Source organism: Peribacillus sp. CSMR9, assembly GCF_033141925.1.
GTDB lineage: Bacteria > Bacillota > Bacilli > Bacillales > DSM-1321 > Peribacillus > Peribacillus simplex_A.
The window spans coordinates 35,471-60,575 of record NZ_JAOPHO010000025.1; the positions used below are offsets into that span (position 1 = coordinate 35,471).

Annotated in this window: 21 protein-coding genes and 2 pseudogenes; 11 read left to right on the top strand and 12 right to left on the bottom strand. The window is 42.1% G+C overall.

The genetic code is table 11. The annotated features are described in order from the left end of the window. Positions 1–1,653: a DEAD/DEAH box helicase gene (locus N9I19_RS13155; protein WP_317778033.1), complete on the bottom strand. Its 1,653-nt coding sequence runs from the start codon at positions 1,651–1,653 to the stop codon at positions 1–3. 305 nt (positions 1,654–1,958) lie between these two features. On the opposite strand from N9I19_RS13155, the gene N9I19_RS13160 reads away from it, so the two are divergent. Beyond that, positions 1,959–3,251, top strand: coding sequence for an NCS2 family permease (locus tag N9I19_RS13160; protein ID WP_061465852.1), 1,293 nt, complete (start codon positions 1,959–1,961; stop codon positions 3,249–3,251). A 96-nt stretch (positions 3,252–3,347) separates the two neighbouring features. On the opposite strand, the gene N9I19_RS13165 is transcribed toward N9I19_RS13160, so the two are convergent. Then, complete coding sequence (locus tag N9I19_RS13165; protein WP_061465853.1) at positions 3,348–3,887, bottom strand: hypothetical protein; 540 nt, start codon at positions 3,885–3,887, stop codon at positions 3,348–3,350. Between the two features lie 8 nt (positions 3,888–3,895). Beyond that, a complete protein-coding gene (locus N9I19_RS13170; RefSeq protein WP_284469144.1) occupies positions 3,896–5,089 on the bottom strand; it encodes a ParM/StbA family protein in 1,194 nt (397 codons plus the stop codon). Positions 5,090–6,321: 1,232 nt separating this feature from the next. On the opposite strand from N9I19_RS13170, the gene N9I19_RS13175 reads away from it, so the two are divergent. From N9I19_RS13175 to N9I19_RS13185, 3 genes are all read left to right on the top strand, one after another. Further along, positions 6,322–7,842: an FAD-dependent oxidoreductase gene (locus tag N9I19_RS13175; protein ID WP_317778034.1), complete on the top strand. Its 1,521-nt coding sequence runs from the start codon at positions 6,322–6,324 to the stop codon at positions 7,840–7,842. A gap of 103 nt (positions 7,843–7,945) precedes the next feature. After that, positions 7,946–8,140: a YwbE family protein gene (locus N9I19_RS13180; protein ID WP_061465859.1), complete on the top strand. Its 195-nt coding sequence runs from the start codon at positions 7,946–7,948 to the stop codon at positions 8,138–8,140. Positions 8,141–8,327: 187 nt separating this feature from the next. Beyond that, the gene (locus tag N9I19_RS13185; RefSeq protein WP_125159941.1) at positions 8,328–8,987 is read left to right on the top strand and encodes an SIMPL domain-containing protein; all 660 of its coding nucleotides are present in this window, start codon (positions 8,328–8,330) and stop codon (positions 8,985–8,987) included. A gap of 60 nt (positions 8,988–9,047) precedes the next feature. Here the strand turns inward: N9I19_RS13185 and purU are convergent, their stop codons facing one another. Next, positions 9,048–9,950, bottom strand: a complete 903-nt coding sequence (gene purU / locus N9I19_RS13190) for a formyltetrahydrofolate deformylase (protein ID WP_061465863.1) — start codon at positions 9,948–9,950, stop codon at positions 9,048–9,050. A gap of 496 nt (positions 9,951–10,446) precedes the next feature. Between purU and N9I19_RS13195 the strand changes: the two genes are divergently transcribed. From N9I19_RS13195 to N9I19_RS13210, 4 genes are all read left to right on the top strand, one after another. After that, positions 10,447–11,226 (top strand): transporter substrate-binding domain-containing protein, encoded by a 780-nt coding sequence (locus tag N9I19_RS13195; RefSeq protein WP_317778035.1) that lies wholly within the window; start codon positions 10,447–10,449, stop codon positions 11,224–11,226. A gap of 26 nt (positions 11,227–11,252) precedes the next feature. Further along, positions 11,253–11,918, top strand: a complete 666-nt coding sequence (locus N9I19_RS13200; protein WP_061465866.1) for an amino acid ABC transporter permease — start codon at positions 11,253–11,255, stop codon at positions 11,916–11,918. Between the two features lie 11 nt (positions 11,919–11,929). Next, positions 11,930–12,670, top strand: coding sequence for an amino acid ABC transporter ATP-binding protein (locus tag N9I19_RS13205; RefSeq protein WP_061465868.1), 741 nt, complete (start codon positions 11,930–11,932; stop codon positions 12,668–12,670). A 334-nt stretch (positions 12,671–13,004) separates the two neighbouring features. Then, positions 13,005–14,657 (top strand): glutamine--tRNA ligase/YqeY domain fusion protein, encoded by a 1,653-nt coding sequence (locus N9I19_RS13210; RefSeq protein WP_317778036.1) that lies wholly within the window; start codon positions 13,005–13,007, stop codon positions 14,655–14,657. Positions 14,658–14,720: 63 nt separating this feature from the next. Here N9I19_RS13210 and N9I19_RS13215 read toward each other — a convergent pair. The 3 genes and pseudogenes from N9I19_RS13215 to N9I19_RS13225 all read right to left on the bottom strand — a co-directional run. Then, positions 14,721–14,961: pseudogene (locus tag N9I19_RS13215) on the bottom strand (STAS domain-containing protein); the annotation flags it as partial. A 144-nt stretch (positions 14,962–15,105) separates the two neighbouring features. Beyond that, a complete protein-coding gene (msrB, locus tag N9I19_RS13220; protein WP_317778037.1) occupies positions 15,106–16,065 on the bottom strand; it encodes a peptide-methionine (R)-S-oxide reductase MsrB in 960 nt (319 codons plus the stop codon). A gap of 187 nt (positions 16,066–16,252) precedes the next feature. Beyond that, a complete protein-coding gene (locus tag N9I19_RS13225; RefSeq protein ID WP_317778038.1) occupies positions 16,253–17,437 on the bottom strand; it encodes a NupC/NupG family nucleoside CNT transporter in 1,185 nt (394 codons plus the stop codon). Positions 17,438–17,982: 545 nt separating this feature from the next. Here N9I19_RS13225 and N9I19_RS13230 point away from each other — a divergent pair. Next, positions 17,983–18,411: pseudogene (locus tag N9I19_RS13230) on the top strand (IS5/IS1182 family transposase); the annotation flags it as partial. Positions 18,412–18,430: 19 nt separating this feature from the next. On the opposite strand, the gene N9I19_RS13235 reads toward N9I19_RS13230, so the two are convergent. The 5 genes from N9I19_RS13235 to N9I19_RS13255 all read right to left on the bottom strand — a co-directional run bounded on the left by N9I19_RS13235 (position 18,431) and on the right by N9I19_RS13255 (position 23,293). Then, the gene (locus tag N9I19_RS13235) at positions 18,431–19,669 is read right to left on the bottom strand and encodes a sensor histidine kinase (protein ID WP_125159947.1); all 1,239 of its coding nucleotides are present in this window, start codon (positions 19,667–19,669) and stop codon (positions 18,431–18,433) included. Between the two features lie 10 nt (positions 19,670–19,679). Continuing rightward, positions 19,680–20,351 (bottom strand): response regulator transcription factor, encoded by a 672-nt coding sequence (locus tag N9I19_RS13240; protein ID WP_061465875.1) that lies wholly within the window; start codon positions 20,349–20,351, stop codon positions 19,680–19,682. A gap of 108 nt (positions 20,352–20,459) precedes the next feature. Next, on the bottom strand, positions 20,460–21,650 hold the full coding sequence (locus N9I19_RS13245) for an ABC transporter permease (RefSeq protein ID WP_317778039.1): 1,191 nt from the start codon (positions 21,648–21,650) through the stop codon (positions 20,460–20,462). Then, positions 21,577–22,317: an ABC transporter ATP-binding protein gene (locus N9I19_RS13250; RefSeq protein WP_317778040.1), complete on the bottom strand. Its 741-nt coding sequence runs from the start codon at positions 22,315–22,317 to the stop codon at positions 21,577–21,579. Before N9I19_RS13250 ends, N9I19_RS13245 begins: the two co-directional genes overlap by 74 nt. Position 22,318: 1 nt before the next feature. Beyond that, positions 22,319–23,293 carry an efflux RND transporter periplasmic adaptor subunit gene (locus N9I19_RS13255; RefSeq protein ID WP_317778041.1) on the bottom strand — a complete coding sequence of 325 codons (975 nt, stop codon included), beginning with the start codon at positions 23,291–23,293 and terminating at the stop codon, positions 22,319–22,321. A gap of 260 nt (positions 23,294–23,553) precedes the next feature. On the opposite strand from N9I19_RS13255, the gene N9I19_RS13260 reads away from it, so the two are divergent. Both N9I19_RS13260 and N9I19_RS13265 read left to right on the top strand, forming a co-directional pair. Next, positions 23,554–23,892, top strand: coding sequence for a DUF485 domain-containing protein (locus tag N9I19_RS13260; protein WP_061465876.1), 339 nt, complete (start codon positions 23,554–23,556; stop codon positions 23,890–23,892). A 13-nt stretch (positions 23,893–23,905) separates the two neighbouring features. Then, the coding region (locus tag N9I19_RS13265; RefSeq protein ID WP_317778042.1) for a solute symporter family protein at positions 23,906–25,105 on the top strand (1,200 nt) is incomplete at its 3' end.

Sequence of the window (25,105 nt, forward strand, 5' to 3'; positions counted from 1 at the left end):
TTACCGGTTTCTCCCTCTATTGGGGCTGCTGCCTGATCCACCCCTAAAATTACTTGGCCCTTGTGCACTGTTTGCTCTACGGCTGTCTCTTTGATCTCCTCGTGGATTGTCACGCTTTGGTCCACGGCTGTCTTCCGATCGGCCTCCCCGCGAATCCTCACGTTTGGGTCCGCGGCTGTTTTCCATCCGGCCTCCCCGCGAATCCTCACGTTTAGGTCCGCGGCTGTTTTCCATCCGGCCTCCCCGCAAATCCTCACGTTTAGATCCGCGGCTGTTTTCCATCCGGCCTCCCCGTGAATCCTCACGTTTAAGTCCGCGGCTGTTTTCCATCCGGCCTCCCCGTGGTTTCTCCCTCTCGATTTCACGATTGTCCGCTTGATTTACAGAACGGTGACTGCCTCGATTCGGTCCTCTCGTATCTATCCGTTCCCGATGGCGCCTTCCCCCTCCTGAATGCGGCGGTCGGCGGGTACCCACTTCAGCATTATCATCATAACGTTTCTTTTTTTGTCCCACCTCATCAGGTTGAAACATTTTCACTCCTTCTATCGTCTTTCTTTCGATTTTCATGGAGATCCCTTTTTCTATATCGCTTAAAAGCTGAAGATCCTTCGTGGCAATGAAGGTTACAGCCAAGCCATTCTCACCCGCTCGTCCTGTACGGCCAATTCGATGGATGTAACTTTCAGCGTCCTCGGGAACATCATAATTGAATACATGTGTCACACCTTCTACATCAAGTCCTCGTGCAGCAACGTCCGTTGCCACTAAATATTGAAGCTTGGCATCCCTGAAGTTTTTCATGACGCGTTCCCGCTTTGCCTGTGAAAGGTCCCCATGGAGTTCTTCAGAATTGAATCCGGCTGCCTTGAGGGCATCATTCAAAACTGAAACGCGACGTTTTGTACGGCAAAATATGATCGCCAGGTATGGCTGTTCTTCTTTAATTATGTTAATTAATGAAGACTGTTTGGCACGATCGGTCGTTTCGATGACAAGCTGTCTGATTTGCTCGACCGTTACTTGCTCAGCCTTCACAGCGGCGGTTAATGGTTTATTCATGTAGCGCTTAGCCAATTGATGCACTTGTTCAGGCATCGTCGCTGAAAAGAGCAACGTTTGGCGCTCCTCTGGAAGCTGACCCATGATTTCTTCCACTTCTGGTAAAAATCCAATATGGAGCATTTGATCAGCTTCATCCAGCACAAGTGTTCGAGTTTGGGAAAGGTCAATGGTGCCCCTTCTTAAATGATCTAATAACCTGCCTGGTGTGGCAACCACAACAGAAATATTTCTTGTCAGCTTTTTCATTTGCTGCTCGACATCCTGTCCGCCATAAACTGCAAGCACCTGAAGTCCTTCGATTTCATTGGCGAATTTTTTCAATTCGGCTGTGATTTGCAAAGCCAATTCTCTGGTTGGCGTGACGATCAGGGATTGTATGTGGGATGCAGCAGGATCGACTTTTTCCAGGATTGGCAGCAAAAACGCCAAGGTCTTCCCCGTTCCCGTCTGCGCCTTCGCGATGACATCTCTTCCAGCAAGGATATCCGGTATCGATTTCTCCTGTATGGGGGTGGGGTTGGATATTCCTATTTGCTTTAATATCATGTTAATCGCCGGGCTGACGCCAAGGTCGATGAATTTTGTCATGTATTTGCCTACTTTCTGAATTTCTTCATTTTATTGACTGGTAAACCAACTTCAGGAAATGGGTACACTTCCTTCACTAAAGGTCATTTTTCTTAGTCTAAGCTATTTGTTAGTATATCATTATCTATTTTCGAGAAAACCTGTCACTTAAAATTTTTCATGCTATTGTACTTTAGTTATTTTTCTAATATAATTTATAAGGTTTTATTATCCATACTATCGAGCTGCTTACTTGAAAAAGGGTAAGCATCTTATCCTTGTAGAGTTTTGCAAGGATTTTTTTTATATAAAAAAGGAGTGACCGCATGTTTAAATTAAAAGAACGGAATTCAAATATTAAGACCGAAGTACTTGCGGGGCTTACAACCTTTTTAACACTGGCTTATATCATCGTTGTAAACCCAATGATCCTTTCTGATGCCGGAGTTCCTTTCGACCAGGCATTCACAGCAACCATAATCGCAATAATAGTCGGTACCCTATGCATGGCCCTTTTAGCCAATTACCCAATTATCATAGCACCGGCCATGGGATTGAATGCTTATTTTGCATACTCGGTACTGGGAACCCATGATATCTCATACACAGTTGCCTTTTCGGCAGTCTTTGTTACCGGTATCATCTTTATCCTTTTATCGCTTACCTCTTTCCGCTCAAAATTGATTGAGGCCATCCCCAATAACTTAAAGCATGCAATCAGTGCCGGAATCGGACTTTTCATCACCTTTATCGGACTTCGCTTGTCAGGTGTCGTAACACAGCATGAATCCAACCTAGTCACCCTTGGAAGCTTCAGGGACCCTAGTGTGGCACTTACATTGGTTGGTCTGGTCATTACGATCGTGCTGATCGTACGTAATGTACAGGGTGCGATATTCATCGGGATGATCGTGACTGCCATAATCGCTTTCTTTACAGGCCAATTGGAAGTGGATGGTCTTGTTTCCACTCCTACTTTACCTGAAGGGATAATAGTCGCCAATCCAATCACATCTATCGCGGATGTCATTAACTACGGGCTTTATGGCGTCGTCTTCTCCATTTTACTTGTGATGTTATTCGATACGACAGGTGCTTTATTAGGCATTGTTCGTCAAGCCGGATTGTTGAAGAATAATAAGCTTGAAAAATCCGGCAGTGCTTTTTTTGCAGACTCCATCGGCACTACCGTTGGTGCCATGTTCGGTACAAGCCCGACAGCAGCCTCAGTTGAATCTTCAGCTGGGGTAGGAGCAGGCGGCAAGACAGGCTTAACCGCGTTAGTTGTGGCCATCCTGTTCTTAATAACTGCCTTCTTCAGTCCACTGATAGGGGCTGTTTCAAATGTAGCGGCAATCACGGCACCAAGCTTGATCATCGTGGGTAGTATGATGATCAAAAGCATTAATGAAATTGACTGGACACACTTTGATGAGTCATTCCCAGCCTTTTTGGTCATTGTCGCCATGCCGTTAACGTCAAGCATCGCAAACGGGATAGCACTTGGATTCATCGCCTATCCCATTTTAAAAATGGCTAGAGGCAAGTTCCGTGAAGTGCATCCGTTCGTGTACGTGTTTGCTATTCTATTCCTCTATCAACTGATTTTCCTAGCTTGATCATTTCAAGAGAAACCCCTGTGGTTCCTCTTTTTTTAACCAGCTCTCCAATAAAAAGAAGGATATCCAACTTTTCGTCAGATATCCTCCTATATATTACTGGTTCATTTGATCAAGAAAATCACCCAGGAGATCATCAAGATTTTCCTCTTCTTGTTCGGGTTCTTCCACTTGTTGTTCGGGTTCTTCCAAACTCCAATCAAAATCATCCAGATCTCTCTTAGGCAAGTCTTCCTTGACCCCCTCCACTTCCTTTTCTTCAAGCTCAACTTGCATATATTCCTCATTCGATCCATTACTGTTCAAAGAGGCAAGCAAGGCCGTAGCGCGTAAAGGATCGGATAAAAGGTTGTACATAATCGTTCCAAGCATAGCTTCTGAGTGGGAATGCTTGAGCCAATCACGCTGAGATTTGCTTAGCTTGTTCGGCATGGGCAGGGCAATCATTTCCCGATCCTGATGGGTGGATTGCCCGACTCCATCGAGAACATACTCGGCAATTTTACTGGAAAAATTCCTTCTTTCCGTTTCCTTCAATTTCTGCAGCTGTCTTAACGTATAGTCTGATACATCCGAAGGGATACGAAAAGTGATGGCTTGCCCTCTTTTAATTTCAGAAGAAGCTGTTTTTTTCATTCTCTCACCTATTTAATGGAACCCGTTCTTTGTTCTTTCTTCTTTTGCTGGGACTGATTCTGTTCCTTTGCATTCCGGCGTTTAAAATCCGAAATCAATTTATAATAGGCGTTTGCCATCATCCAAACGCTTTCCCGCTCATCTTCGAAAAAGTCTATATTGTAGCCATCGAAATTTTGATTCAATGTTTTCAAGTAATCTTTCAGGACAATTGATCCCCCGCCTACGAAATAGCAGATTTCCGTTTGGGAATTTTTTTGCCATACATTGCGCAGGTGGCGATATTGCTTTTTGGCCAGTTCTCCCAAAATACGGTCAACGATATCATGGACACTAGTCCGGCTTCCGCGAACCATAATATGATTGCGATCATTTTTCTTCGTGATGATTTCAACGACGTCGCGTCTGCTATCCAGCTCGACACCATGTTTCTTCCTGATTTCTTCACGAATCGATTCAAGGGCTTCAGCTACTCCCAAATTGAATCCTTGAGCTTTGTCATCGTCAACTTTACGGTTTTTAATGACCGCGATATCTGTCGATAATCCACCGATATCCTGAATGAGTATTCTTCTATCTATTAATTCACGGTTAATGATATTCAAATCTTTATCCATGACCAAATTTATGTATGCAGCGAAGCCTTCTGGATAGACTTTCACTTCATCGAATTTGATATTAACCTTCATGCCTTGGTATTTAGGAGTAATTAAAAATTCCACCTGGTGGACTGAACCAAGTAATTTCGAGCGGTACCCGACGTCTTTCCCTTCTTTAACCTCCCGAAGTGGCAACCCTGTTCCAAGCGTATAGTTGGCTTCCACAACATTATTCACTTTTTTGAATGTATCGTTGTCCCCCAACTTGGCAGCGTCTAATGCAAGAGCCGCAAAAAGCATGACTAATGTTTGATCTTCTTCCGATTTACTGCTTCCTAAATCCAGTTCTGTAGGATTATCACTTTTTGTCGCCAAGTTCCCAACGCGATAAATCGCATTATTGTCTTGTAGAGCCGGTGAATGGACCCTAATATGAATCCCTTCCAATGGGTTTTTTTCATTAAGTTCCTCAATCCCAATGACCGGACGGTCCTCTATGTCTTTTGCAATGACATTTGGTATATATAGTTCAGACTCTAGCTTTCCAAAAATAGCTTTGATAGCATCATTTCCTACGTCTACTGCTGCGATTCTAGAACTCATCTAAAAACATCCCCTTTTTTATAGAAAAAAAATAGTGAACCATTCCCTTTAAGGATAGAAAAGGTTTCCACGATAGTCAATCCTTCATTAGTAATAGCTAGATTTGTCGAATTGTTTTCAAATTGTTTACAATAGGAACAAATATGTATACACCTTATATATAGCTATGTGTACGCATTTGCACACAGGTATACGTAATTGTACACGATGCATCTTTTTTTGTTTACACGTATACGTTTTTGTACACAAACCTTATATTGTATTTTTAATTGATCATTCCCCCTACAAAAATAAGCGTATAAATAGTGAATTTGGTTGTAGTAATAAATGGGCGATTCACTAATGAACTGTACAGAGGTATTCAAATGATTGAGAAAAATACAGAAACCTCCAAATTCAGGAACCTTATTGGCGCAGTCCGTTAACTTTCCCTTCTTTTACTAGATACAGATATAACTACTGACGTCTTAATTGCAGGCGGCGGAATTACAGGGATTACTCAGCTAAACAAGGTATTAAAGTTACACTGATTGAGGCTGGCGAAATCCTTACTGGAACAACCGGACACACTACAGCAAAAATAACAGCCCAGCATGGCCTGATTTACGATTTGTTTGATCACTAAAACATGGTGAAGAGAAAGCCAAACTATATTATGTAGCCAATGCAGACGGAATGAGCTTATCAAAGACTTGGTAGAAGAACATTCATTGAATGTAATTTGACTGCAATGGATACCTATATTCACGCGAATACTGATGAATATAAAAGTAAAATTCAAAAAGAACTAAAAGCCTATCGAAACTAGCCATTCGCAGGGATTATGCAGAAGAAATGCCTTTCTGCTTGTAAATCTTCTATGATCCAAGCACAGTTTCATTCCTTTAAGATATTTAACAGCCCTCCTTCCCACGATTCTGGAAGCTGAAAAAGTTATCCCGATAGTCATTCCTTCATTAGTTGTAGCTATATTTGTCGAATTGTTTTCAATTTGTTTTCAATAGAAAAAATATGTATACACCTTATATATAGCCATGTGTACATGGTTGTAAACATGAATACATATTTGTGTACAACAAAACTATTTTTGTTTACATGTATACATATTTGTAAACAAACCTAATAATGTATTTTTCTGAATATTTCTCTTACAAAAAATAGGGGTATAAATAGCGGATTTGGGTATGGTAATAAATGGACGATTCACTAATGAACTGTATGGAGGTATTCAAATGACTGATAAAAATACAAACCTTCCTCAATTTCCGGAACCCTATTGGCGCAGTGCGTTAACTTTCCCTTCGTTTTCTAAACTAGATAAAGATATAACCACTGATGTTTTAATAGTAGGTGGCGGAATAACTGGAATCACTTCAGCTTATCTATTGGCTAAACAAGGCATTAAAGTCACACTGATTGAGGCAGGCGAAATCCTTACTGGAACAACCGGACACACTACAGCAAAAATAACAGCCCAGCATGGCCTGATTTACGACCAGTTGATCACCGAACATGGAGAAGAGAAGGCCAAACTCTATTATGAAGCGAATGCAGATGGAATGAAATTAATCAAAGACTTGGTAGAAGAACATTCCATTGAATGTAATTTGACTGCACAGGATGCCTATGTTTACGCGAACACCGATGAATATAAAAGCAAAGTCCAAAATGAACTGAAAGCCTATCAAAAGCTTGGCATTCGGGGGGATTATGCAGAGAGTATCCCTTTCTCCATTCCTTGTAAAGCTGCAGTGATAATGAAAGATCAAGCTCAGTTCCATCCGTTAAAATATTTAACTGCCCTCATCTCCAAGATTCTTGAAGCTGGAGGGACAATCTATGAACGGACAACGGCCATGAAGATTGAAGACGGCGACCCACCGACCGTTCAAACCGATACTGGATATACAATCAAAAGCAATCAGGTAATCGTTGCCTCCCACTTCCCTTTCAATGATGAAACGGGCTTATACTTTGCCCGTGTTTATGTAAAAAGGTCCTATGTACTTGGAATTAAGACTGATCAGGAATATCCAGGTGGGATGTATTACAGTGCAGACAACCCTACCCGATCCCTTCGCTATACGGAATTGGAAAATGGGGAAAAACTTATACTTGTCGGCGGGGAAGGCCATAAAACAGGCCAGGGAATCTCGACTATCGAGCATTATGAGGCCTTAAAGGACTTCAGTTCCCAATATTTCGATGTTACGGATATTCCATATCGCTGGTCAGCACAAGATATTATGTCACCGGATAATATCCCCTTCGTCGGTCCAGTGACATCCAATCATCAAAACGTTCTAATTGCAACGGGGTATGCAAAATGGGGTATGACGAATGGATCGATTGCCGCTAAAATCTTGACTGACCATATTTTGCAAAGGGATAACCGGTATGCAGAATTGTATGCCCCTTCCCGTTTAAAAGGCTTGAAGAATATAGTTCAAGTTAATGCTGATGTAGCGAAACATTTGATAAAAGGCAAATTGGCCACCATTCTTAAAACGCCAGAAGACTTAGGCATTGATGAAGGGGCAATCGTGAAGGTCAATGGAGACAAGGCTGGGTGCTACCGAGATCATGATGGTCAGCTGCATATTGTCGATTCCACATGTACCCATATGGGGTGTGAGGTTGCATGGAACAGCGGCGACCGTACCTGGGACTGCCCATGCCATTCCTCCCGTTACTCTATAACCGGGGAAGTATTAAATGGTCCTGCCGTCGAACCATTGAAAAAAATACGCTAATGGACAATGTTAGTAATAGTCGACTGGGTTCGCCGTTTTCCTTATACTGAAGTTATGCATGATTGAATGATTGCAAATAACTCTGAAAAGGATTGAATTGAACATGAACGGTAAAAATCGGAAAGACATTACCCCTGGTGCCTCAGTGGACATTATACTTAAAGCAGATCAACGCAGCGGAAAACTGACAAGCGGAACTGTAAAGGATATTTTAACCAACTCCAGCAGTCACCCTCATGGAATTAAAGTAAGATTGACTGATGGCCAGGTTGGCAGGGTTCAAGTCATTCATAAGTAAAGCGCACTCGGTCCAGGCCGAGTGTTTTTTTTGTATATCTTAAGCTTGAAGATATTCTTGAATATATTATAGAAATTTTTTATGGGTTTTTCGACGGTATCGATAAAGATGGAGATATTTCAATCATGTTTCCCGTTCATACTTCGTACAATAGGGTTGAGATCTCATTAAAAAGGCTGGTGTCAACATGAATCAAGAATATAATGCCCCCGATAGGGATTATTACCGCAATGATGAACATACATTAAGAGTTTCCGGCTCAGAGACGCTTCAAGCTGCCCCGGATCAAGCCATAATCACCCTTGGAGTCATAACAGAGGATAAGGACCCGCAAAAGGCCCAGCAGGCCAATTCCCAAGCAATCGCGAATGTCATCGCATCACTTAAATCCGCTGGCATACCCGAAGAGCAATTGAAAACGAGTGATTATAGAATCGATCCACAATATGATTATATCGACGGAAAGGAATTGTTCAAGAACTATAAAGTCCAGCACATGATCCAAGCCCAAACGACAGACATCGAAAAAATAGGCAGCATTATCGACACGGCAGTCAGAAGCGGTGCCAATTCGATCACAAGCATCCGCTTTTCCTTATCCAATCCAGAAGCATATTATAACCGGGCACTTTCGCTCGCTTTAAAAAAGGCATACGAAAAGGCACTCTCCATGGCTCGAACAATAGGAATCTCATTGAATCCAATCCCTAATCAAGTTGACGAAGTATCAGAAACCACGACGCCAATCCTTTTCCAAACGAGCACCTTTTCAAAAATGGCATCCACCCCTATCCAGCCTGGAGAATTGAATATCACCGCCTCAGTCAGGGTGGTGTACACGTATTAAACATTTCATTATCCAATCCATGCTAAAAACCCCCTTGGCAAACCAAGGGGGATCTTCACTTTAAAAGACTACCGTTTTATTTTCATGAACGAGGACGCGGTCCTCCAAATGCCATTTAACTGCACGGGCCAGCACTCTGCGTTCAGCTGAACGACCGATTTTCTTCATATCCCCTGCTGAATCGCGATGGTCCACACGTTCAATATCCTGCTCGATGATTGGACCTTCATCCAAATCATTCGTCACATAATGGGAAGTCGCCCCAATCAGCTTAACACCTCTATCATAAGCTCTTTCATAAGGCCGGGCACCAATGAAGGCAGGTAAAAATGAATGATGTATATTGATGATTTTGTTTGGATGGGCAGCTACGAAATCCGGCGTCAATATCTGCATATACCTAGCTAATACAATTAGGTCCACATTGAACTCTTCCAAAAGTCCAAGCTGTTTTGTCTCAACTTCCTTACGTATATCCTTATTTGCAGGAATATAATAAAAAGGGATGCCCATCGATTCGACAATTTGCCTGGTATCTTCATGATTACTTATGACTAGCGCAATATCAGCTAATAAATCCCCGCTTTGCCATTCCCATAGCAATTCCAGAAGACAATGCGGTTCCTTGGAAACGAAGATTGCCGTCCTCTTCAAATCACTCACATGGTTAAATGTCCATTGCATTGAAAATGTTGTCGAAACTTCCTGAAATGCAAGTTGCATATCCTTTGCCTTATCCTTTAATCCTGGACAATCGAATTCAATCCTGGTGAAAAAGGTACCGCCCTCAGGATTCATCGAATACTGGCTCAATTCAACAATATTTGCATCATATTCTTTAAGAAAGGCTGTAACTGTTGAAACAATTCCTGGCTGGTCCGGACATTTTATAATTAAGCGGCCTCTATCTTGATTTTTTTCGCGAAATTCCTGTAATTGATCTTGCACAAAGTTGCTTACCATTTTCCCAACTGCCCTTCTTCTATTTTGCTATATTATACTTCACTTCATAGGCAAAATTAAAGTCAGTTAACAAATTCAGGATTTTGTTGGCAGACAATACGAAGCTTTTTTCGTTATCCCCACAGTTTTATCTCATTTCCTTTCATTTCAATAGATACGGTTTTCAACCATTTTTCTCTTTCGATAGAGGTTAAACCATCATCCTGAATTGTTTTATATTCATTTCTAGAGTTGAATCTAGTCGAAATCTCTTACCCTATTAAATAATTATTGTCATTTTTTCAGGAAATTACCGGTAATTTGGGAGGAAATGAAGGCAATGGCCGAGAACCTTTAAGAAGTGCATAGTGAAGGAATTCATGAATGAAATGTCAGCATGATCTGGGCACCCTTTTTTATTTCAGTTTTATTTTCCCTAGTGAATGAGGTTATTTCACTACCTCATAAGGGTATAGACCATTCTATTAGTTTTTTCAAAGGGGGAAATGAAATTATCATGAAATCATCAGTTACATTCATGCTATCCATTCTGGTTATTCTTGGTCTTCTGTCCGGCTGTGCTGAAAAAGACCAGCTAGAGGATGGGAGTAAGCTGATCAATAAGGAACAGTTTGTATTCGCTGCCTCAGGCGAATTCAAGCCATTCAGTTATGTCAATGATGACATGACCGTAACAGGATTCGATATTGAAGTTGGCGATGCAATAGCCAAAGAACTCGGCCTAGAGCCAGTACCTAAACGGATAAAATTCAAAGGTATAGTAGAAGGTGTCAAAACCGGTCGGGCAGATGCCGCGGTTGCCAGTCATACAATTAATGAACAACGAAGTAAACATGTTGCCTTCTCCACCCCTTATTACTACTCAGGTCCTCAAATTTTCGTCCGCTCAGATAGCGATATTAAAACGGTCGAAGATTTAAAGGGAAAGGAAGTTGCGGCTTCTAAAGGCTCCACTTACGCAACCACAGCCGAAAAGTATACAACCAATGTAAAAACCTATGATAGTGATATCACCGCCCTGAAAGCATTGAGCGGAGGACGTCATGATGCCGTCATCACCGACTTTGTAACCGGCAAGGAAGCGACCAAGGAAGGTTTCGACATCAAAGGACGACAATTGATAGAACGAAGCGAGCAGGCCATCGTACTGCCTAACAACAACCCACAGCTGCTTGCACGCATCAACGAAGCACTTGAAAACCTCCGGGAAGATGGAACTCTTGCGAAAATCAGTAAAAAGTACTTTGGTGAGGATATCACAACTAAGCCTGAATAAAGATTGATAGAAAGGGAGTCATTACATTGCCAAGTTTCTCACATTTTTTTGATACATTATTTAGCTCCTCGGATGTATTCATCCGAGCCATGCTCCTAACATTGGAACTGACGGTAGTCTCCATATTGGTGGGAATCATCATTGGGCTGTTATTTGCACTTTTAAAAATATCAAATATAAAAATTCTTGCATGGATTTCAGATACATATGTATTCCTGGTACGGGGTACACCGCTTATCGTACAGATTTTCATACTCTATTTCGGTATCAGCAATCTCTTCTTACTGCCAGACTTCTGGGCGGCGTCACTTGCCCTGGCCTTCCATAATGGAGCTTATATCTCTGAAATTTTACGTGGTACGATCCAATCCATCGACAAAGGCCAAATGGAGGCCGGACGCTCCCTTGGCATGAGCAATTCGCTCACATTAAGAAGAATCATCTTACCTCAAGCCTTCCGTCGTGCATTGCCGCCGCTAGGCAACCAATTCATCATCGGTCTGAAGGATTCATCACTGGCAGCCTTCATATCCATGAATGAGCTGTTTAACGTAGCCACTACGTTAGGTTCCAATAATTTCGATGAAATGACTTATTTATTGATTGTAGCGGTCTACTACTTGATTCTAGTGGCATTCCTGACCATTATCGTCAATTTATTCGAAAAGAAACTGTCCATTAGTGATCGATAGGGGGAATTGAAATGGAACAAAAAGAAATGATTCGCATTAGGAATTTAAATAAATCTTATGGAAACCTACATGTACTCAAAGATATCGATATGAAGGTGTTGGATAGCGATGTTGTCTGTCTGATCGGACCAAGCGGTTCCGGAAAAAGCACACTTCTCCGCTGCTTGAATTATTTGGAGAAGAAGGACAGCGGGCAAATCCTTATTGAAGGAACGGAAATCAAACCTGGTACACATGATATTAATAAAATCCGCGAGAAAGTCGGAATGGTTTTTCAGCATTTCTATCTCTTCCCGCATATGACCGTACTTGAAAATGTCATCGAAGCACCGACTCACGTCAAAAAGATCCCTAAGGCCCAGGCTATTGAAGAAGCAAAAGCATTGCTTGCCAAAGTCGGTTTATCAGATAAAGCGGATGTTTATCCAAGCAAGCTCTCAGGTGGTCAGAAACAGCGTGTTGCCATAGCCCGCGCCCTTGCCATGAAACCTGATATCCTACTCTTTGATGAGCCCACCTCCGCTCTGGATCCCGAACTTGTCGGGGAGGTTCTTGCTACGATGAAGGAACTTGCCTTGGAAGGGATGACAATGGTAGTCGTTACACATGAAATGAGCTTTGCACGTGAAGTTGGGGATTGGATTGTCTTCATGCATAATGGACGGGTTGTCGAAAGCGGCCCGCCAAAAGAATTCTTCACCAATCCAAAAGAAGAGCGTACAAAAGAATTCCTGCAAACGACAGTCTTTTGATTTGGCGGGAAGAATTCGTCCTTCACTGCCGATAATCCGGCCTTGAGCCCGGACATCATTATAAGCAGTACAGGCGTGAATTCCTGTATTGCTTATTTTGCATGTAAAACCCGTTCATTTTTTCTTTATTTGCCAGTTAGCTAGTTCTTCATTTATATGATTGAAATTTCAGGGATATTTTCAATCTGACTGTACAAAATATATACTTGATGAATTGTTTCAGAACATATCTCAAAACCCTGATTCCGGCTCGAACATGGAAAAATATCTGTATTTATGGTATATATACAGGTAAAATTAAAAGAAGTATATAAATGAAAGAGGTCGAATTCAGTTGGAAAATAACTCTTCGAATTTTATTAAAAATATTATAAAAGATGATCTAGAGTCCGGAAAACATGATCATGTCATCACCCGCTTCCCTCCTGAGCCTAATGGATATTTACATATCGGGCACGCCAAATCAATTATTTTGAATTTTGGGGTGGCTGATGATTTCAATGGGAAAACAAACCTTCGTTTCGATGATACGAATCCATTGAAAGAAGATATCGAGTATGTCAACTCCATTAAGGAAGATGTAAAATGGCTCGGCTACGACTGGGATAACCTTTTCTTCGCTTCCGACTATTTTGATGAAATGTATATGAGAGCTGTGCTGCTCATCAATAAAGGAATGGCATATGTGGACGACCTTAATGCCGACCAAATCCGTGAATATCGCGGAACGCTGACCGAGCCAGGGAAAGATAGCCCCTACCGCAATAGAACCGTAGAGGAAAACCTTGAACTATTTGAAAAGATGCGCAGCGGCGAATTCGGGAACGGTGCAAAAGTATTGCGTGCAAAAATCGATATGAGCTCACCTAACATTAACCTGCGCGATCCCGTTATATACCGTATCTCCCATACCGAACACCATAATACCGGCAACAAATGGTGCATCTATCCGATGTATGCCTTTGCCCACCCTATTGAAGATGCTATCGAGGGAGTCACCCACTCCATTTGTACGCTTGAGTTCGAAGATCAACGCCCCCTTTATGACTGGATCGTTGAAAATTGTGAAATGGACAGCAAACCAAAACAATATGAATTTGGCCGTCTTAACCTGACTAATACAGTAATGAGCAAGCGAAAACTGAAGCAGCTCGTGGATGAGAGCTTCGTGGACGGCTGGGACGACCCACGGATGCCTACCGTTTCGGGATTACGAAGACGCGGGTATACACCCGAAGCGATTCGTGCATTTTGCCAAGAGATAGGTGTCGCAAAAACAAGCGGTGTTGTAGACTCTCAAATGCTCGATCATTTCGTGAGGGAAGACTTAAAGCTGAAGGCTCCGCGAACCATGGCTATTCTAAACCCGCTTAAAGTGGTCATCACCAACTACCCGGAAGGTGAGATTGAATGGCTTGATGCTGAGGTCAATCCGGAAGTTCCGGAAATGGGCACACGGCAAATCCCATTTTCACGTGAAATATATATCGAACAGGACGATTTCATGGAAAACCCGCCGAAAAAGTATTTCCGTCTTTTCCCGGGCAATGAAGTCCGTTTAAAACATGCTTATTTCATTAAATGTGAAGAAGTGATAAAAGACGAAGACGGTAACGTCATTGAGCTTCGCTGCACATACGACATTGAAACGAAAAGCGGATCTGGCTTCACTGGCCGTAAAGTTAAAGGTACATTGCACTGGGTCGAAGCTACACAGGCCGTTTCAGCAGAATTCCGCAACTATCAGCCTTTAATATTGGATAAGGAAAATGCAGATGAAGAAGAAAAATCATTCTTGGAGCGGGTAAACCCTGATTCCGTAGAAATTTTACAAGGCTTTGTCGAGCCTAACATGAAAGATGTTAAGCCTCAGGAAAAATTCCAATTCTTCAGGCATGGGTATTACAATGTTGATTCAAAACTCACTTCGCCCGGCCAATTGGTCTTCAACCAAATTGTTGGTTTGAAAAGTTCCTTCAAGTTATAGAGTCACTGAAAAGAACCAGATTCCTAGCGGGATCTGGTTCTTTTCATTCTCTGCACCCTTATATCATTTTCTCTCGTAAAGTTTGATACCTTGCTTGGAAAGGGCCTGTTTAAGAGTACTATGTGTCGAAACTTGACTAAAATCAAGTCCTAACTGAATCGATGTCTGGGCTACATCAGGACGAATACCGGAAATGGTCGATTCAATGCCCAACAGGCAGGGTACTTATCAATTGAAAAATCTGATGGGCAACCATCGTGTCTAAAAGGGAAACTCCCGATAAATTGATGAATAAGTTCTTGATGGTCAATGCATTCTGTTCCCTAGAAGCTTCTCAATTTCCACATTGGAATCTGCTGAATAGATGGATCCAACTTAGAAGAGTTATCAAGGATGCATCGATATAAATTTTCATCCACTTTATCCAGCTGTGTTCCCCTACAACTAGTTAGTTCATTTTAAAAAGTAATAATAAGTCTGCATATCCCTCTCTCTCCATTTCATTTCTAGGAATGAATCGAAGGGCCGCAGAGTTTATGCAATATCTCGTGCCTTTAGGATTGGGGCCATCAGGAAAAACATGTCCAAGGTGCGAATCGGCGTCCCTGCTGCGCACCTCGGTCCGGGTCATTCGGTGGCTGAGATCCATTTTTTCATTGACACTTGCCGACATGATAGGCTTCTTGAAACTCGGCCACCCACAACCGCTATCATACTTATCACGTGAACTGAATAGGGGCTCCCCAAAAACGACATCCACATAAATGCCTTCTTCAAAGTGATCCCAATAAGCATTATCGAAAGGAGGCTCCGTGCCATTTTCCTGGGTTACATGGAACTGACGCTCGGTTAAGGTCTTCCTAAGACGCGCATTATCCTTAGGCCAATTTTCCTTAATGAAAGCATCCCGTCCCGAGCCCTTACGATACAATGCATAGCGAAATTGATTTTTTCGATGGAATTCTTGATGGTATTCCTCTGCTGCGTAAAATTTCCCCGAGGGTAAAATACCCGTAACGATAGGTTTCTTAAACCGTCCGCTTATCATTAAAGCTTCCTTGGATTGCTCTGCTTCCTGTTTCTGACGTTCATTAAGATAGAAAATGGCTGCCTTGTATTGCTCTCCCCTATCCGAGAACTGTCCACCGTCATCCGTTGGATCGATTTGGTGCCAAAATATCTCTAATAACGCTTTATAGGAAATGATTGATGGATCGAATTCCACTTGAACCGCTTCAACATGATCAGTCGAACCGGTAATCACTTGTTTGTAACTAGGCGCGGTAAAACTACCGCCCGTATAACCCGATGTCACGCTAATGATTCCATCCATTTCATCAAAGGGAGCAACCATGCACCAAAAACAGCCTCCTGCAAAGATAGCTGTTTCTTTCTCATTCATCGTCATCCTCAACTCCCCTTTCATGGCTAGTGATTTCATGTATTATATACCAGCAAGCCAAATACCTTCAAATTCAAAACAATAGATTTCTTTATCTTTGCTGAACAAATAAAAAAGAGGCACTTAGGAGTAAACCCAAGTACCTCTTATGTTAAATCCACTTGCATATCATTAAACTGAACATTATGGTTTCTTAAAGTATTACACTTACGATGATCGCTGATAGGATGCTGACAAGAGTCGCACCGTATAGCAGCTTCAAGCCGAAACGAGCCACAACATTTCCCTGTTTTTCATGCAGGCCTTTGACCGCACCAGCAATGATTCCAATAGATGAAAAATTAGCGAATGAAACCAAGAAAACCGAAACGATCCCTATCGTCCTATCGCTCAATGCCGATGATGCATCCCCTAAGCTCAGCATGGCAACGAATTCATTCGTCACTAGCTTCGTCGCCATGATTCCGCCTGCAGTAACGGTTTCTGAAATCGGTACACCCATGATAAAGGCAAACGGTGCAAAGATATACCCCAGGATTTCTTGGAAGCTGATGCCGAGGATCATATCGAATAAGCTGTTGATTCCTGCAATTAATGCCACGAAACCAATTAACATCGCTGCAACAGTGATAGCAACCTTAAATCCATCCATGATATATTCCCCAAGCATTTCGAAGAAAGACTGCTTCTCTGCGCCTACTTCAACTGGGAGAATATCATCTTCATCCGTTACCGTATAAGGGTTAATAATGGATGCAATGATAAATCCACCAAACATGTTAATAACAATAGCCGTCACAACATACTTTGGTTCAATCATGGTCATATAAGCACCGACTATCGACATCGATACGGTTGACATGGCTGACGCACAAAGCGTATACATGCGTGATGGAGGAATGGCACCGAGTTGTTTTTTCAAGGTGATGAAAACCTCGGATTGGCCGACTATTGCTGATGCGACAGCATTGTAAGATTCCAATTTACCCATTCCATTCACCTTACTCAGCAGGAATCCAATCCACTTCATGATGAAGGGAAGGATCTTGAAGTGCTGTAAAATCCCGATTAATGCTGAGATGAATACGATAGGTAGAAGGACATTTAAAAAGAAGGGTGATGCTCCTTCGTTTACAATCCCGCCAAATACAAAGGTGATCCCTTCATTTGCCCATTCCAAAAGTTTTCCGAAACCATTGGCAATCGAATTGATGATCACTAAACCGAACTTCGTATTTAATAATAAATAAGTTAAAATAAGCTGAATGATCACCATCAGTATGATCGGTTTAATTTTAACTTTCTTGCGGTCACTACTCACTAAAATAGCTAGTCCAAAAACAATAAGCAGTCCTAAAATTGCTATCAGAAATTTCATATTCTGCCTCCACTAAGGTGAATTTAATGATCGTGCATTATTAGTAGGGTACCCTCAAAAATTTTATGCAAACGTTTTCTCTTTTATCCAAAATACTTGTACGTACCTCTCTAGAAGTTTATATTAAACTAATATTTTTTCAAGTGCAATTGTTATCTCACTTTTTAAAATAACAATTGATTACAATAATGGGTTTTTCCTGAAATAAAAAGAAAGTTCCCTTGAAAAGGAACCTTCAAACTGTAGACAAACTCGATGAAAATCGAGTTTGTCTACAGTTTTTTTTTGAGGGTTTTAAAAATTCGAACGTTGATTAGAACGTAGGGCACTCGCTTTCCGCGGGCGGTCCGGGAGCCTCCTCGGCGCCTTTGCGCCTGTGGGGTCTCCCTTGGACGCGCTTTTCCCGCAGGAGTCTCGCACCTTCCGTTCCATTCAACTTTGTTTTAACAATTAGATATAACCGCTTTTGCCTACAGTCTTTTTTGTTTTAAAATAGGATAAAACTTGAGGTGATGACGATGCTTTCGAAACATCATTGATAAAGGCCTCACTTCTCAACGTTCGGGAAAAATCACGAGCGACACTTTAAAGATACTGACCTGTTTGAACAGATTTTCTATCGCATCTTAATGACAGCTTCCGAAAGAAAGTTAAATAAGTGCTGAGCATGTATTCGTTGATTCCACTCATGTGAAAGCCAGTGCAAATAAGCGAAAGTTCACAAAGAAAGTCGTTCACAAGGAAACACGAGCGTTTCAAGAACGCCTTCAAGAGGAAATAAATCAAGATGTGAAAACCATGGAAAGAAACCTTTTCCACCAGATAAATTTTATAAGGAAGAAACCAAAGAGATTAAGGAAAGTACAACAGATCCTGAGAGTGGTTACTATGTGAAAGATGAACGGACAAAACAGTTTGCCTATTCATTTCACACGGCTGTAGACCGCAATGGTTTTGTGCTAGGGTCAATGGTCAAGCGATTGGATGGCATAATTAACTTTTCTTTTGATTTCTCGGAAAAGTGATTTCAAAACGGGTTCGTTCATTTTGTTCACTAGTAACCTTGATCGTCCCTTGATGTGTGTTAACAATCCATTGGGCAATAGATAGGCCTAAACCGGAGCCTTCATTTGCTGAACGGGATTGCTCCACTTGATAAAAACGGTTAAAAATCAAGGGGATTTCTTCCTGTGGGATGCCTTCTCCATTATCCTCTACGGACAGAATGATGGATGAAGCATTCTTGATGCAGGAAAGGGAAATCTCCCCGCCTTCCTCCGTGAACTTCATGGCATTATCCACCAAAATCACCAATAGCTGATGAATTCTCTCTTTATCCCCATGAAACACCACCTGTTCGGGGGCATGGCTAATTATTGATTTTTCTTGAAAAGAAGCTATATCAGTATACTGTTCAACTATGTCCATAAGTAAGTCATCAAGGAAAAAGTTCGATTTCTTAACCTCTATTTGATTCGAATCCGTTCTAGTCAAGGTCAAAAGTCCGTTAACAAGTTTATTCAATCGTCGGACTTCTTTCGAAATGATGGATATATCAACGGCTTTTTCCTCGATTGTCGCGTTCGGTGATTGAAATAGCAAATCAGCCCGCGATTGAATGACAGCAAGTGGCGTTCGAATTTCATGCGAAGCATCCGAGACGAACTGCTGCTGCTGATCCCAGGATTTCTTGACTGGTATAAGGGCCCGTCCTGCAAGAAGATAGCCTGCGCCGACCGCCACCAAACTTCCAATTCCCCCACCAACAAACAATATGAGCAGCAAGCGATCGAGCATTTCTTTTTCTGTATCCACATTCCTGATGAATTGTACGGTCATCTCTCCATATTCCGTATTGACCTTGGTGGAAAGCGCACGATACGTCGGTCCATTTACAGATATTTCTTCAATCTCATCAAATCTTTTAGGATAAAATTTCGATTCATTAACCTTAAAGAAATTGTCTTCGCTCAGTCTTGGCTCAATAATCGTATCATCCGGTCCCCAAACGATGACGCTTGGCCCCGGACCTAATAGAAACTCACCTTGCGGACGTCCGCCTGGCATGCCCCCATTATTGAAATCCCTGTGATCCTTTTCAAGTGAATCATTGACATCCCTATAGATCTGATCTTCCGTATAGAAATAAATCGTTCTGCTTAATATGGCTATTAAGACAATAAAGACGATAGAATTCAATAATGTTAGTTGAAGCCGTGTTTTTTGGAACATAATGATCCCCTTATGGTTGTTTTAGCATATAACCAATACCCCGAACGGTTTGAATATCCTTATGATAATTGAAAGGTTCCAACTTTTTTCTTAAATGATGGATGTACACTTCAACAATGGCAATCGTCGTATCTGAATCAAATCCCCAAATGCGGTCAAAAATCTGCTCACGGGTCAATATTTTCCCATTATTTTGAATTAGATACTCCAGTAATTCAAACTGCTTCAAGGTCATTTTAATGATCTTTCCATCAACCAAAATATCCTTTTCTTTTTCCAACAGTTCAATTCCACGGTATTTCACATGCTGCGCAAGCGATATAATGCCACTCCTTCGAAGCAGGGCACGAATCCTGGCCTTAAGTTCCGGTGCCTGAAATGGCTTGACCAAATAATCATCGCCACCCATCTCCAAGCCTCTGACACGGTCCTCAAGCGCATCTTTTGCCGTCAAAAACAAGACGCTTGTATCTATCTTTGCTTCCCTGATTTTCCGTACGATTCCAAATCCATCAATTCCCGGAAGCATTACATCCAAAATGATGATATCGTAGATACTTTGCAGAGCCATGAATAGTCCATCTTCCCCATTTTCCGCTGTATCTACTTCATATTCATCAGTCAGGATTTGCCTGATCGATTCTAATAATGAAACATTATCTTCTACCACCAAAACCTTCATCCAGGGTGCCTCCTAACCATTTCAATTATGATATATGTTGATTTTATCCTTTTTCATAGGCAAAAGAAAGCGGGCTTTTAATCGCCGGCTTTCTCTCAAATTGTATGTTCATTCGTGATGCAGTGCTTGGATTGGATTTAATTTGGATGCCTTATTGGCAGGGAAAACACCAAAGATTATACCGATTAAAATGGAGAATAAGAAGGCGAACAGTGTCACCGACCATGAATAACTAATCGTTAAACTTGAAAAAACTGAAACCGATTTCGCGATCCCCAATCCAATTCCAACTCCCAACAGTCCCCCTAAGCAGCTCAAGACCATCGCTTCAATTAAAAACTGAAGAAGAATGGATTTTCGATTTGCCCCAATTGCCTTTCTAATCCCGATTTCCTTCGTCCTTTCTGAGACAGAGACCAGCATGATATTCATAATTCCAATTCCGCCTACAAGTAACGAAATACTCGCAATACCGCCAAGCATGAGAGTGAACGTATCCGACACAGAGCTCATTGTATCCATCAGATCTTCTTGATTGGACACCGAATAGTTATCACTCTGACCTGGAAATGATGTGGTCATCGTACCTTGTACCCGGTACATCGCCCTATCTAAGATATTCTCGTTCTCCGCTTTTAAATATACCGTTCCGATTGTCGTGCTGCCTGTAGCCCGTTCTGCAGCAGTGATCGGTGCAATGATTACATCATCCCCGCTCGGTCCCATTGAGGTGCCTGCTGATTTCAAAACACCGATCACTCGATAGGAAACACCTCCGATAAGAACGCTTTGGTCCACCGCTTTTTGATTTTCAAAAAGCGCGTCGGCTGTATCTGACCCCAAGACAACCACCTTAGAGCGTAATTCCGTTTCCATATCCGTCAAAAAACGACCTTGACTAAGCTTTAGATCCCTCACTGTTAAGTAGGATGAAGTTGTACCGACCATTGAGACCTGTGTCGAAGCTTCTCCGTTTTTAGCATAAACGCGTCCGGTGACCACAGGTGCAACTTCCGATATCCCGTCCAGATCTTTAAACTGTTCAATTGTGTCATCCGTCAGCTTCACGGAGTCGGTATCCGTGACACTTACCGTTAATAGGTTCGTTCCCAAGCTATTGATCTCGTCCTGAACGGACTGTGAGGAACCCTGCCCAATCGAAACCAGAACGATTACAGAGGCAACTCCAATAATGATCCCAAGCATGGTTAAAAATGCACGGACTTTATTGGTTTTGATACTGCGTATAGCCATCTTCATTGATTCGCCCAGGTTCAATCCAATCACCTCCGTTTTCAAATAGCTGACCATCCTGTATCCGTACGACACGAGTTACTTCTTTTGCCACTTCCAAGTCATGCGTTATAAGAATGATTGTTTGTCCCTTTTCGTTTAAATCTTTCAGCATTTGCAGCACTTCTTTACTTGTTTTACTATCAAGAGCCCCTGTCGGCTCATCCGCCAATAAAACGGGAGGGTTGCCTGCAAGCGCCCTAGCAATTGCAACCCTTTGCTGCTGTCCACCCGAAAGTTGAGTTGGCAAGTGATTCTTCCGGTCACTCAGGCCCACCATATCAAGGCACGCATTGGCCACTTCTCTTCTTTCCTTCACACTTGCCCCTCTATAAACCAGGGGAAGTTCCACATTCTCCAACGCTGTCAGTTTTGCCAACAGGTTGAAGTTTTGAAAGATAAATCCTATTTTAATGTTACGAATGGCAGCTAACTCATTATCCTTCATCTTTTCCACTTCTTTTCCATCAAGAAGAAATTCACCTGTATCAGGCTTGTCAAGACAGCCAATCATATTCATGAACGTCGATTTTCCCGATCCAGAAGGTCCGATGATAGAAATGAAATCTCCTTTATTGATTGTAAGGCATACATTTTGAAGTGCCTTAACCGTTTCTCCGCCTAATTCATACGATTTAGACATGTCCCTGATTTTAATGATGGGGTTCGCCATATTACTGACCTCCCCCGCCGCTTGGCATTCCGCCACCGTTTGGCATCCCGCCTCCGCTCGGCATTCCGCTGCCACCCTGCATTCGCATTTCGCCATCTTGGCCTCCATTCATTCCACCGAAGCCGCTGCCTGTCGAATTTTCATTTGAGATGGTTATGGGCAAGGAGACATACTGGCCCTCTTCAAGACCCGATGTTATTTCGATATACCTATCGTTACTGATTCCAGTTTCAACCGTTGCCTTTGTACTTGTAGCCCCTTCAGCGGAACCGGATTGTTGTATATTCACATATTTCTCTTCACCGTCCTTTTGGACTGCCTCAATCGGAACATATAAAACATCTTTTACACTATTCGTTACAATGCTCACTTCAGTCGACATCCCAATTTTCAGGTCGCCAGGTTTGTCAATTTTGATAGTGACATCGAATGAAGAAACTCCATTCTCATATGTACCTTCCTTTGCTACACTGGTCACTTCCCCAGTGAACGTTTTATCTTCGAAAGCACTTGCTTTTATTTCAACTGTTTGTCCTTTTTTAACACTTGGAACATCCATTTCATCAACACTGACTGTAGTTTTCAATTTTTTATAATCCGTAACATGTGCCACCACTTCACTGCTTGATACACGATCCCCTTCTTCTACATCCAATTTTGTCACTGTACCATCGAATGGGGCTATTATCGGGTCACTTCCATCCGAGAAGGTAATAAGTTCATCACCTTTCTCAACCAATTCATTCTTCTCTACAAGGACTTCATCCACTTCACCCGTAACCGAGGAAGTTAGGTCCTTACTATTGATTGCAGCGACCGATCCTGAACCGCTTATTTTAACTTTAAGATCACCCTTTTCAACTGTAGCAGGCACCGACTTTGCAACAACAGGCTCAGCATTGTCCTTCATGAAAAACCAAACGCATCCCCCTATGACCACCACTAAAATCGCACCTATCATTATCCACTTTTTCATATTTTTCCCCTTTCATATTTCCTTCGTTGAAACCAGTATCGTGAAGGAAGCTTAACTTTTCCTTAATGGTCGGATTTGATTTCATGGTCGTACATTTATGTCAGCCTTTACTCTCATTAATAATTACACTATGTCGAACGAAAAAAGGTTTATTTCAAGATTTTAAATTTACAATATATTCTGAAAAATATATACTGATACTGTTATCAGAAAAATTGGTAATGAAAACCAAAATAATATTCAATGAAGGGGGAACCAACTTGGCATCAAACGATTCAATAGCTAAGAAAACCGAGGTAAGCGCTTCCACAGATTACACTAAGATCGTCCAATCACAATCTTTTCAAGAGCTCCTAAGGAAAAAACGCAATTTCATCGTCCCACTATCCATCTTTTTCATGGTCTTTTATTTCACCTTACCCATACTGACTTCCTATTCTAAAGTTCTTAACTCTTATGCCTTCGGGGCTATCAGTTGGGCCTGGGTTTTTGCCTTCGCTCAATTTATCATGACCTGGACCTTATGCATCCTCTATTCCAAAAAAGCTGCGGCTTTTGACCAAATAGTTGAAAAAATCGTTAAAGAAGCGAAAGGATAAAGGTGAATTTACAATGAATATACTTGCTTTCATATTATTTTTAATCATTGTCGGGCTTACATTAGTCATTACCTATTTTGCTTCACGGCGCACCAAAACGACCGCGGACTTTTATACGGCGGACAGCAGCCTGACTGGCTGGCAGAATGGCTGGGCCATTGCGGGTGATTATATGTCCGCCGCCTCTTTTTTAGGAATAGCTGGGATGGTCGCACTCTCTGGATTTGATGGCTTTTTCTATAGTATAGGTTTTCTGGTTGCTTATCTGGTCGTTCTTTATATCGTGGCCGAACCGCTCCGTAACCTTGGTAAGTATACACTTGCGGACATGATCGCTGCCCGTTTCAATGAAAAGAAAGTACGCGGGGTCGCTGCCCTTAACACCATTTCCATTTCAACCTTTTATATGATTGCCCAACTAGTCGGTGCAGGTGCCCTTATAAAACTCTTACTTGGAATTGATTATCTATACTCCGTCATCATTGTAGGTATTTTAATGACCGTCTACGTCGTATTCGGCGGTATGACGGCCACCAGTTGGGTCCAAATCGTAAAGGCGATTTTATTGATGGTAGGTACATTCATCATCTCTATTATCGTGTTGGCGAAATTTGACTTTAGCGTGATCGAGATGTTCAAGCAAATGAAAACAGCCACCCCTTTAGGCGGCGATTTCCTCAACCCGGGTAACAAATTCAAGGATCCATTGGATACTTTATCCCTTAATTTGGCGCTTGTACTCGGTACTGCTGGACTTCCTCACATTCTCATCCGTTTCTTTACGGTAAAAGACGCCATCACAGCCCGTAAGTCCGTAGTATATGCCACTTGGATCATTGGCATCTTTTATATAATGACCATTTTCCTTGGCTTTGGAGCAGCAGCTTTTGTTGGATACGACAAAATCATAGCCGCGAATGCCGCCGGCAATATGGCTGCCCCGCTGCTTGCCGAAGCCATTGGAGGTGACTTCCTGTTCGCCTTTGTGTCTGCAGTTGCTTTCGCTACCATTTTAGCGGTTGTAGCAGGTCTCGTTTTATCTGCAGCCTCTGCTTTTGCCCATGACTTTTATGGCCACATCATCCGAAAAGGTCAAGCTACTGACAAGGAACAAGTCGTTGCTGCTCGTTGGGCATCGATCGGAGTATCCATCCTCTCCATCATCCTTGCTTTATTTGCCCAAAACATGAATGTTGCTTTCCTTGTGTCACTT